At 61.1% G+C, this 11099-nt stretch carries 10 protein-coding genes and 1 tRNA gene; 2 read left to right on the top strand and 9 right to left on the bottom strand.

All coding sequences use genetic code 11. The annotated features are described in order from the left end of the window. Positions 1 to 107 precede the first annotated feature (107 nt). Positions 108 to 599: an Hpt domain-containing protein gene (locus ABI_RS19185; protein WP_006274723.1), complete on the top strand. Its 492-nt coding sequence runs from the start codon at positions 108 to 110 to the stop codon at positions 597 to 599. An 80-nt stretch (positions 600 to 679) separates the two neighbouring features. On the opposite strand, the gene spbR is transcribed toward ABI_RS19185, so the two are convergent. Further along, positions 680 to 1882, bottom strand: a complete 1203-nt coding sequence (gene spbR, locus ABI_RS19180) for a SpbR family protein (protein ID WP_006274722.1) — start codon at positions 1880 to 1882, stop codon at positions 680 to 682. A gap of 185 nt (positions 1883 to 2067) precedes the next feature. Between spbR and ABI_RS19175 the strand changes: the two genes are divergently transcribed. Next, on the top strand, positions 2068 to 3870 hold the full coding sequence (locus tag ABI_RS19175; RefSeq protein ID WP_083811571.1) for a sensor histidine kinase: 1803 nt from the start codon (positions 2068 to 2070) through the stop codon (positions 3868 to 3870). A gap of 254 nt (positions 3871 to 4124) precedes the next feature. On the opposite strand, the gene ABI_RS19170 is transcribed toward ABI_RS19175, so the two are convergent. From ABI_RS19170 to ABI_RS19135, 8 genes are all read right to left on the bottom strand, one after another. Continuing rightward, positions 4125 to 5057: a transglycosylase SLT domain-containing protein gene (locus tag ABI_RS19170; protein WP_006274720.1), complete on the bottom strand. Its 933-nt coding sequence runs from the start codon at positions 5055 to 5057 to the stop codon at positions 4125 to 4127. 114 nt (positions 5058 to 5171) lie between these two features. Further along, positions 5172 to 6227, bottom strand: coding sequence for an NAD(P)/FAD-dependent oxidoreductase (locus ABI_RS19165; protein WP_006274719.1), 1056 nt, complete (start codon positions 6225 to 6227; stop codon positions 5172 to 5174). A gap of 70 nt (positions 6228 to 6297) precedes the next feature. Next, positions 6298 to 6373: transfer RNA gene (locus ABI_RS19160), tRNA-His, on the bottom strand. A 95-nt stretch (positions 6374 to 6468) separates the two neighbouring features. Then, on the bottom strand, positions 6469 to 7230 hold the full coding sequence (locus ABI_RS19155; protein WP_006274718.1) for a M48 family metallopeptidase: 762 nt from the start codon (positions 7228 to 7230) through the stop codon (positions 6469 to 6471). Positions 7231 to 7326: 96 nt separating this feature from the next. Continuing rightward, entirely contained in the window at positions 7327 to 7911 is a 585-nt protein-coding gene (locus ABI_RS23920; protein ID WP_006274717.1) for an energy transducer TonB, read from the bottom strand. 409 nt (positions 7912 to 8320) lie between these two features. After that, complete coding sequence (locus tag ABI_RS26515) at positions 8321 to 9016, bottom strand: hypothetical protein (protein ID WP_040309747.1); 696 nt, start codon at positions 9014 to 9016, stop codon at positions 8321 to 8323. A 15-nt stretch (positions 9017 to 9031) separates the two neighbouring features. Beyond that, positions 9032 to 9469 carry a biopolymer transporter ExbD gene (locus tag ABI_RS19140; RefSeq protein ID WP_006274715.1) on the bottom strand — a complete coding sequence of 146 codons (438 nt, stop codon included), beginning with the start codon at positions 9467 to 9469 and terminating at the stop codon, positions 9032 to 9034. Positions 9470 to 9474: 5 nt separating this feature from the next. Continuing rightward, the gene (locus tag ABI_RS19135; RefSeq protein WP_006274714.1) at positions 9475 to 10344 is read right to left on the bottom strand and encodes a MotA/TolQ/ExbB proton channel family protein; all 870 of its coding nucleotides are present in this window, start codon (positions 10342 to 10344) and stop codon (positions 9475 to 9477) included. Positions 10345 to 11099 lie beyond the last annotated feature (755 nt).

Below are 11099 nucleotides of genomic sequence, written 5' to 3'. Positions count from 1 at the left end.
GACCACGCCAATTTTCAAAACAGTCTCTTGCACTAACCCTTATTAAACATCCTTGGGTTAGCGTGGGCACACAAAGATAGCGTCAAGTCGGCCTGCCAGGAGTAACCATGTCGGAGAAAGCCCAGATCATCCAAGTCCCCAACACCCTGCGCGCCAAGGTGGGCGGGCGTCTGGGCGCGCTTGATGCGGACTCCATCGCCAAGGCCGAAGCGGCCCTGGCCGACCTGTCGACGCAGTTCGACTCGTGGCTGATGGAGGAGGTCAAGAAGCTTGAAGACGTCCAGGCGCTCATCAAGGTTGAAGGTTTGAACGCCATCAATGTAGAGCAACTGTTCTACCGCGCTCATGACCTGAAAGGCCTGGGTACGACCTACGGCTACCCGCTGATCACCCGCATCTGCGGTTCGCTCTGCAAGCTGATGGATGACGAAACCAAGCGCGCCCAGGCCCCGCGCCTGCTGGTCGATGCGCACATGGATGCCGTCCGCGCCATCGTTCGTGACCAGATCAAGGAAGAAAACCACCCGATGGGACGCGTCCTGGCCGAAGCTCTGGAAGCGCGGGTCAAGGACCATCTGGATAACGCCGCTAAGGCGTAAGGCTTATAAAATTTTGGGACTGAAAAAGGCAGCCTTTTGGGCCGCCTTTTTTGATGTCGCGAACTCGGGTCGTAATTGGATTACGCCGCAACTTTCGGCGAAATCGTCATACCCGGCCCGGCCGCTTCCTGGACCTTGTTCCAGCGCCGCCCTTTTGAATCCCGGTCCAGGCGCTCGTACAGATAAATCAGGTCCTCACGCGGGGCGAACGGCACCTGGGTCAGGAAGCGCTCAATCAGCCGTTCCTGGAAGCGCAACGGGTCGAGATGACCGGCTTCGGCCAGCAGGGACTGGTAAGTGTCGACGGCAATCCGGAAGGTCTGGAACATGCGCCCAGGCAGTCCCGCGCGGTCATACACGGCCCGCAGGCCCAAGGAACCGGCATCATGCACCATCAGCCAGGTGCGTTCGTGCGGCACCCCCGACAACTCGGACAGGGCGTGCTCGAAGAAGCCCATATGACCACGTGCCAGGGCTCGCAGCATCAGAGAAGGCGTCAATCGATTGGTCGACATCAGGTGCTTGGCCAGCCCCTTCGGGTCCATACTGGCGCCCGTCTGGTCGGCCAGGTCGAGCGTGGCACGTTCCTGGGTCGCCTGGACCAACTCGACAGCAGTTTCCGGCTTGATGGCGTGACGGGTGATCAGTTGCTCACGCAGGGCCGTCGACACGATATGAACCAGGCGCTCGCTGACCGAGACCGGCAGCTGATTGCGATTGATCAGAACGCTGTGCACAACCTCGGAGGTGCCGAACCGGTCCATGACGCGGTTCAGGCCACCGTCGCTGAAGCGGGCATTGTCGTTGGCGCAGGCAATCACCACTGCCTCTTCGACACCGGTCTCGGCCAGAGTCGTGGTGACGGCTTCGGACAGGGCCTCGCGCTTGGCGATAGCGATCTGGCGGGTCGGACCGCCGGTACGGATGATCTCGCGCAGGTCCTGGTCGGTGAACAAAGGTGAATGGGTCAGGACCGGCACGGCGACCGTGGTCACATCCTGGGCCAGCTTCATCGCGACATCGTGCGGCAGCAGGTCCGAGGTGCGCAGGGTGACGGCCAGGGCACGGCGTACCAGTTCGGCGGCATCCTGGGCCAGCATGCGGATAATTTCCTGGGCCGCTTCGCGGTCGCCGTCAGCCATCTCGCTGCGTTCCATCACGCGGCAGATCTTATGCGTGGCAACGGCGCGGTCGTCGGCATTTTCGCTCTTAACCAGACGCTTGATGTCGGCGTCGGAGAGAACGGTACGCTGAGACAACAAACTGAGGGCGGACATGGTCATGATCCTTGGCAAATCGGGCGCAATACGCCTTAAGTTTCCAAGTGTCGTCCTTAAGACCTAACGAATCCTTTATTCGCGCTCTTAAGATCGGGTTTACCTTAAAAATAAGCGGTTTGGTTGCGCAAATGCCCCTCACTTCGCCGTGAAGTAACGGCATGGCAATCTGTCCCTGCTAGGGTCGCGGCATGCGTAACCTCCTCCCCACCCCCGCCTCGGTGCCCTTTTCCTCTGGCCAGGACGTCGTCGTCACCGACTTCGGTCTTCGCGCCCAGTCGCGCCTGTCGCCGTACGTCATGGGCTTTTTCGGCATCGGCCTGCCGGTCTTCGTGTGGAGTGCCCAACTGGGCCTGTCGACCTGGTTGCTGGCCTGCTACCTGATCCTGTTTGTCATCAACTGGACGGCCTTCATGGTGGTGAAGGGCCAGGCCGAGACGCGCCAGGCCATCGAACCGGCGGATGCCGGCGAACGCCGCACCCTGGCCCGCGCGCGCCTGTGGCGCCAGGGCCTGGGCGGCGCCATCTGGGCGGTCAGCCTGATGGTCATTTCTTTGTCCGCCGCCACGGCCGGTCCCGGCGCTGAGATGTTCCTGATGGTCTGCGCCGGCGCCGCCGTCGGCATCATCTTCTTTTCCGCGCCCGTGCTCTTGCACCTGCTGATCCTGGGCCCCGTCGCCATTGCCGGCCCGATCCTGGCCTTGCAACTGTTACACGAGGGGCCCCAACTGAGCCAACTGATGACCGGCGGCCTGGTCCTCGCCCTGGCCATGGCCGTCATCCTCAACCGTCATATGCGTGAACATTACCTGCTTCAGAACCGCCAGGAAGAAATCGCCGCCGAGCGCGAAGCCGCCCGCGCGGCGACCTACGAGGTCAAGGAAGCCCGCATGGCGCTGATGGAAACTCTGCAACGCGAAGTTCAGACGTCACTGAAGGGTCTTGAGCAGCATCTTGCCCAGGGACTGACGCATCTCAGCCGCGCCCCGGTACCACGCCAATGCGTCGAGGCCGCCCTGACCCAGGTCGCGCACCTGCAATCGATCCTGATCACCACGGTCGATAATGACGGCGCTGCCGCCGGCCAGATCGAGGTCGCCGCCGAACCGCTCGACGCCGATCTGCTATGCCAGAAGGTGCTGGCGCAACACGCCCACCTGGCCCAGGGCAAGGAACTGAGCTTTACCTATAACGGCCAGGCCCTGCCTGAGCACGGCGCGGCCATCGGCGACGCCCACAGGGTCGAGCAGGTCCTGACGCACCTGGTCAGCAACGCCCTGCTCTATACCCAGCAGGGCCGGGTCGAGATCAAATTGATGCCGGTGGAGAATTTCCTGCGGCTGGAGGTCGTCGATTCCGGCCCCGGTCTGAGCGAAGATGAACTGGACCAGGCCTTCCAGCCCCACAGCCGCATCCAGCGCACCTCATCGGGCCATTCCGGCGCCGGACTGGGACTGAGCCTGTCGCGATCGCTGGCCGAACTGATGGGCGGGCGCATTGGCGGCCTGAGCACCCTGGATGTCGGTTCCAAGTTCTGGCTGGACCTGCCGTTCGACAAGTCGGCTCCCCCACCGGCGCGACCGGACGAGGTTCTCGACGAGGTCGAAGCCACCAGCGACCACAGCCTTCGCGTTCTGCTGTTGTCGAATGACTCCCTGCGAGCGGCGCAATTGCGCGACTCCTTGGAGCGGATGGGGCACAAGTGCCTGACATCGACCTCGCGCGAACGCGCGTTGGCCCTGGCGCGCAAGGCACCGGTCGATGCCTGCCTGATCAGCACGGGTGCTTTCGAGAACCTCGACGAACCGGAAAGCCGGATGAAACTGGAGACCTTCCTCGACAGCCTGCGCGCCACCCAGACGGCGGCAAACCTGAACATCCTGGCGCTGGTCCCGGCGGGTGACCAGGTCGACGATCTGCAAGCCATGGGGGTCCGGCCCTTGCTGCTGCCGCAGAACCGCGAAAGCCTGGCGCGCGCCCTGGCGGCGGTTTAAGCGCTGGTTCTGACGCTAAATGCAAACAGAAGCCTTCTAAGAGGAACCACGCACCACACGGACGCGGCCTTTGGCCGGCACGGACGCCACGGAATTCCGGTAGCTGAAGCGCCTGCGCGAAGCGCCCCCAACTTCGATCCATAGGTTGGCGCTTCGCGCGGGGCGACTCAGATTTCAGTGTTTTCCGTGTCGCCGCGTAGCGGCGCTTCCGTGTGGTCCGTGGTCCTACTTTCTTAATTACGAGGCCGGAGCGCTCAACCCATCGAATTATCGCCGAGACCAAAGGCCTTGCCCAGGCCTTGCTCATAGCTGTCGACTCCATCGCGGCGGTCGCGCTTTTCCTCATCCCCCGGTCCGAAGGCCGACATCAGTTGCGTGTTGAACAGCATACCCGACTGGCCGTCCTGACCGCCGAAGACCAGGTTGATGATCGCCTGGTCCGACTGAACCTTGTCCCAGCGCGCGATCGTCACCCGCTCAGTGTCCATCTGAGGCGCCGGGTCCCCGATCGGCATCGGCGCGTTGCCGCCGGTCTTTGTCAGGTTGGCCATGACCTCGGTCACCGTCCTCGATCGGCCGTGGCTATAGAAAATTGTCGGATTGGCCCGCGCCGCCGCCGGAAACAGGGCAGCAGCCGACGCCCCTGGCCGGTTCTGAGCCGCCGTGATCAGGTTGGCGGCGCCTTCGGGCCCGAGAAAGTGCGCCGCATACAGTTCGCCCTGGGTGACGTCACGGCCGATCCGGCCTTTCAGATAGGCGGCATGGCCCGCCGTCAGCTCTGCCCCCATGACCGCTGCGGCATCCGCATTGTAGCGCAAATTCAGGATGTCCCGCCGCGCCGCCGAGTTGGTGACATGGTATCGTCCGTCTCTGCCGCGCGTGATCTGGTCGGCATAGGCGCCATAGCCGTGCTTGGCGCCGGCAGATTTCATGGTGCCCAGCCAGGTCTGTTCGATGAACTGGAACAGGCCGGCCGCGGAGGAGGTGGGCGCCTTGGCTTTCGGGTTGAGCGAACTCTCCCGCTGGGCCGTGCGAAGCAGATAGTCGAAATTGACCCCCGTCGCGCTGGCAGCACGTTGCAACGATCCCATGACGGCGTCACCGCCGCGATGGACGGTGCGCCCGACATTGTCGGCGACATGGGACAGAAACTGTCCCGGATTTTGAGCCTGGGTAAACAAACGCATGGGACTCGACCTGTGAGGACAGGCAAATATTGCCGCGTACGTGGTTAATATCGCGTTTAAGCAAGACGCCTCATGTTAATCCAAAAAGGTGGAGCCACTTTTTGGCATGAGGCTTTAGAAACGATTTGGGTCGTACATGGCGAGTTCCGGCGGTGGCTCGCCGTCGAGGAGGTCGAGTATCATTCGTGCAGCCAGGGGCGCAAAAATATAGCCGTTGCGGCGCATGGCGGTGGCGACATACACGCCTGATGCACCGTCACGTCCGATCATCGGCCAGCCATCGGGCGAGGCGGCGCGAAGGCCGGTCAGCGCCCTTGCGCTGGCGAGATCCAAAGCCGGCATGATTTCGCGCGCCCTGCCCTTCAGGCTCGCCACGACCGCCGGATCGACCAAGAGGTCGTCAACGCCGAATTCCATCGTCGCCCCGAACTTGGCACTGTTGCCGTAGTCGGCGAAATACCCGACCGGTGAACGGACCACGCCCAAACCGCCCTGCCCCGGCGCCTCCAGGATATGGCCCTTGATCGAACCAAGGTGTCCGAGCGAAGGTACATCGCTGGCCAGGGCTGCGCTGGCGAACCCGGCGGCCACGACCACAGCGTCGGCATGCAGAACCTCTCCCGTTTCAAGGATCACTGAGGTGGCCGAGACGGTGATGACTTTTTCGTGTCGCGGCGTTACTTCGTCTGCCAGGGCCGTCAGCAAAGACCGCGCCTCCAGCAGCATCTCGCCGTCAACCCGTACGCCATCGCAATCGGAAGCAACCGCTTTCAGCGGCTCATCGGCCAGTGCCTGATAAGCGACCCCCATCGCCCGCAAGCGCGGCATGACGTCGTCAGGGGTCTTGTCGCTGGGAGGCCAGACATAAACACTGGAAGCCTGCTGCGCTGCCCGCAGGATGTTACAAACGGCTTGCGGCCAGGCCTCCATCAGGCCAAACCAAGCCTCTTGAGCGGCTTTAAGACGTTTGTAGCTAGCGACGGGTTCCGGATCGTTCAGGGCCTCGAGCGCCGGCGCGATCATGCCGGCCGCCACGCCCGAAGCGGTGTCCTCAACCGTGTCCCGGCTGAGGAGGGTGACAGCGTAACCGCGGGCCTTGGCCGCCACGGCCAGGGTCAGGCCAACAATGCCGCCACCGACGATGATCAGGGATGAAGGGGTTCGCGCCATATCTCGGCCCTGTGGCGATTCCGCCGGTAAAGACCATGCGGCAAATGGGCCGGAAAGGCAAAACTCGCGATGGTACCGCCTGCAGGTTTCGAACCGGCTACCTCCAGAGCCACAATCTGGCGCTCTACCAAGTGAGCTAAGGCGGCATATCCATCGTAAGGACGGCGTATCTAACGCGGGACGCCGGGATGATCAAGGGCTTTAGCGAAAAAACCTCATGTCATCCCAGCCCAAGCCTCGCCTACTTGTAGCCCTTGGTCGTAATATAGTCCTGCAGCCCCTTGATCCGGGTCGTGTCCGACGGGTGGGTCGACATGAATTCCGGCGGTTTGTTGCCGCCCAAGGCCGACATGTTCTGCCACAGTGCAACCGATTCGGAGGCCTTGTAGCCCGCCTTCACCATCAGGTCGACGCCGATAAAGTCGGCTTCAGATTCCTGTTTGCGCGAATACGGCATGAGGATGCCCAACTGGGCACCCAGGCCGCCATAATTGGCGACCACCTGCTGTACGCGCCCCTTGGTGACGCCGGTAGCGACTTGCAGACCCACTTGGGTGGCGGCGTTTTGAGACGCGCGTTCGGCAGCGTGGCGGGCGATGACGTGACCGGTTTCGTGGCCCAGTACAGCCGCCAGTTGATCGTCGTTCTTCACAGCCTTGAACAGGCCGGTATTGACGCCGACCTTGTTGCCCGGAAGCACGAACGCATTGGGCTGGTCATTGTCAAATACGACGTATTGCCAAGGCTGCCCGCCCATGCCGGCAGCGGCGACGATGCGCGCCCCGACCTTTTGAACGCGGGCGTTCATGCTGGCGTCCTTGGAGACCTTGCCCGATTTGAGCTGCTCCTGCCAGGCGGCCGCCGCGGCCTGCTGCATGGCCGACTCATCGACCAGGATCAACTGCGACCGGCCCAGAGCTTCATTAGTTTCGCAGCCGCTCAGGGCGCCGACGCCAGCGGCCAGAACGGCAACGGCCAGGGTGGTCTTCAACAGTTTGCGCATGGTTTGTCCCTCTCACAGGAAATTTGAAGGCCACCTTAGCGCGGTGTTTGCAAAAAAAACATCCTGAATCCGGCCAATGCGACCGTCCTTAGCCTTCTACTCGAGAGTCCACCTGACGGTCGTACGCAGCTTCGAACCGACGCGGACGTCACCCTGACGGGTGTCCACCCGTCCCTCTTTCTGAACCATCGTGACGGTGGCCTTGCCAAACCCATACCCTTTAGGGCTTTCCGACACGATGGCGCAGGTCACGCGGCCGCGTGTGTCGACCACGGTGCACTCGACCGTAGCCGTCCCGACGGCCTCAGCGTCCTCGGCAGCTGACGGATAATAGCTCATCAGCGCGTCACTGTCGGGAAACCGCGTCCATTTGGCGTTGACATATACCGGTCCCGGCGGAGCTGGTTCCGTCGCCGGCCCGGTGGTCGGCTCGGAGGCAGGAATCGGGGGCGTCTTGCCATCGGTGTCCGCCGGCGTGTCGGACGGCGTCATCGGCGTCGTCTCGACCTCGTCGGGGATCGGCGCGTCGACGGGCCTGGGGTTCAAGGTGGTCTGCGGCGGCAGGGTGGTCTTGACCGGCTTGGGCGGCACTTCCTTCTCTGGCAGCCGCTCTATGGTGACTGTTGTCGGCGGTGATGGTGCAAACTCGGGGACATGGACAGAAAATCTCTGATTGATCATATAGGCAGCCAGCGCCCCATGAAGTACGACAGCAATCGATAGGCCAAGCCAGAAAGATGGCTTAAGTTTAGTGTCCCCACGATAATCAAAAATGGCCGAATGTGAGCTGTGTACGGCGTCCATGATACTTATATCTCCTAATATTGACCAAAAGACAAAGTTTCGGAATCGCCACGTGAGATGTAATCTCGCGCAGCTTACTGAGAAGGATTCCTTTCTCAGTATGGAGTGACTTTGGCTTTATTGTATCAGGATACGCCGTTGGAGGCCGCAGAGCAAATACCGCAAACCCAGGCGGAATAAGGGGCTGGCAAATGGCAACACCCCGAAGGTGCCTTCGGGGTGTTCGTTTCCGCACATGAAAAACCCGGAACCGAGGGTTCCGGGTTTGACATCTTGTTGGTCGCAATCAGAAGGTAAACTTGAAGGTTTGCCTCAGTTTCTGACCCGGTTGGACAGCGCCGCCACCGGTATCGACCCGGCCGCGAGCTTCAACACCACGCTTTGCCGCAGCGCCGAAACCGTAACCCTTGGGGGTCTCGCTTTCCACGGTGCAGCGAACCTTACCATCGGCGCTAAGAATTTCGCACACGATGGTCGCCTGGCCTTCGACTTCATCCTCAGACGCACGCTCAGGATAATACTCGTCGAGGTTCGGGAACTTGGCCCACTTTGCATTCACATAGGTCGGCGCCGGAGGCGCTGGTGGAGGCGCGACGGTGGCAATAGCCGCCGGCGGAGCTTTCACATCCTGCGCCCGATCTTCCTTCTTGACCGCTTCCACCGGAATCGGCGGCGGCGCGGGCATGTTGGTCGGCGGCGTTTCCCGCGGCTGAATCACCGGCGGAGGCGGTGTGTTCGGCGGCGGAGGCGGCGGAGGCGGAGGCGGCGGTGGCGGTGGTGGCGGAGCCACCAGGTCGACATTCACCTTCTCGTCCGCAAACGTATGTTCCTTGATCTCAAACTTCGCCTTGAGGAAGTAAAAGAGAATCCCGGCGTGGATCACAGCGGCGACCCCTACGGCGATGGCCAAAGACCCTTTGTTGGTCCTGGGGGCGTCGTCGAGAATAGGGTCCCGTTTTCTAATCGGTGCTTCGTCAGCCATATGATTCAAGACCCTCTACTGTGTATCATCTTCGCCGACGAGCGCGACGGAGTAGTAGCCGTTGTCCTGAAGTTTGTTCATGACTTTCATGAACTCGGCATAACGGGTTTTCTGATCGCAACGGATATAGATCCGCTCCTGATCCGGATCGCGTGCACCGATGGCCTTCTTCATGTCATCTCCCAGTGTGTCGAGCGATGTCGGAAAGTCACCGATGAACACGCTGCCATCCCTTGTCACCGAAATGTAAACCGGCTTCGGCGGGGAGGGCTGCGGCTTGGCAACGGCTTTTGGCAACACCACTTCTACCGACACAGTGGCGAGCGGTGCCGCCACCATGAAGATAATGAGGAGAACCAGCATAACGTCCACGAACGGGGTAACGTTGATTTCCGCGTTCTGATCGACATGCAGTTTCGAGCCACCGCCACCACCTGATAGCTTAGCTCCCATGGTGCTTACGCCCCCTTGTCGAGCTGTCGCGACAGCGAGTTCATCAGTTCGGACACAAACTGTTCGGAGCGGATGCCGTAGTTGGAGATCGACGTGTTGAAGATGTTGTACATGACAACGGCCGGGATAGCGGCGATGAGGCCGATGCCGGTAGCCATCAGGGCTTCAGCGATACCCGGCGCGACGACGGCCAGGTTGGTCGTGTTCGAGTTGGCGATACCGATGAAGGAGTTCATGATGCCGTAAACGGTACCGAACAGACCGATGAACGGCGAGGTCGAACCCGTGGTGGCCAGGAAGGACAGACCGCCCGACAGACGCTTGGCCAGACCGGCCTGAACGGCGTGGATCGAGGCTTCGGCGCGGGACAGCGTCGAGTCGCGGTGTTCGCCCGAAACCTGAAGACCGGCCTGCTTGGACAGTTGGACTTCTTCGGTGCCGACGGCGGCCATGTCGGCCAGCGGGTTACCGGCAAATTCGTCCGATACGGCGATGCGATTGATGTCGGCGATCGAGCGAGCGCCGCGGTAGGCTTCCAGGAAGTTGCTGGAGACGCGGTTCAGCGACGAGAAGTCCAGGAGCTTCATGATCAGCAGGATCCAGGAGAACAGCGACATCACGACCAGCAGGATCATGACGATCTTCACGACGATGGTCGCGCCGCTGAACATGGAGACGAAGTTGACGTCCGTGTGGGCCGCCTTGGTTTCTTCGGCGGCCGGTTCGGCGGCCGGGGTGGCGGCGGCCGGAGCGGCTGCCTCCGAAGTAGCGGCGGCCGGAGCCGCGGCCGCAACGGCCAGGGCGGGAGCGCTCATCAGCAGCGCAGCAGCGCCAAGCAGAGCAATGAGCGGATTAGATTTCTTGTGTTCGAGCATTTTTCGCCAATTCCTGATTATGGACTGTACCCGGAGGGGGGCTGACCAAGGACTAAAGGGGGGAAGCGTTACCCCGTGTTGAAAACCTAAGAACCGCCAGGAACTAAGGGCGAACCCAAAAATCCACAAGCGATCCTCTCGTGTCTGAGCGCGGGCACGTACAGAATTCTGACGGTCCGTATCACGCCATGGCCAGAGCACAAACCCTGCCAGTATGAACCATTCCGGTTCAAAAGGCGACCGATTTGTTAACGGTTTGCAACCCCCAACAAATCGGTTTGCGGCTAAATGATCCAGCTAAGCCTTAAACGTCAAGGTGTCAGTTACAGACTTTTCGTGGCCTGCCTCTGGGTAATGCCAAAGCCTTAGAAAAGGATGAATTAAAAATCCATATCTGTCCGAGAGTTATTCGCTACAGGCGCTATAAGGCGCAATCCGTCGCCCTGTGAAAAAAAATTTTGAGGTGTGGATGAAAATCATCCTCACAACCCTTCACAGGCGAAAAGCGGATCGGCGGCACAACTTTATGGATCGTGCCCGGGAACGAGTCGCTGGGACCGCTAACATCTTTGCGTTAACAATGAACTGTCCGGAGACGGACGGTTTCGACGCAGTACCGAATTCCTACGCAAAGCAACGCGTTACTGTATGGGGACCGGACGGAAAAATGCGGAGTACGGGAAGTGGTGCCGGGAGCCGGGCTCGAACCCCAAAGCTAAGAAACTACTGGTTCGACGCAACAGGGTAAAGGAAGC

It is taken from the genome of Asticcacaulis biprosthecium C19 (assembly GCF_000204015.1).
GTDB lineage: Bacteria > Pseudomonadota > Alphaproteobacteria > Caulobacterales > Caulobacteraceae > Asticcacaulis > Asticcacaulis biprosthecius.
Note: the sequence above shows the minus strand (reverse complement) of the source record. Positions and strands in the feature narration are given on the sequence as shown.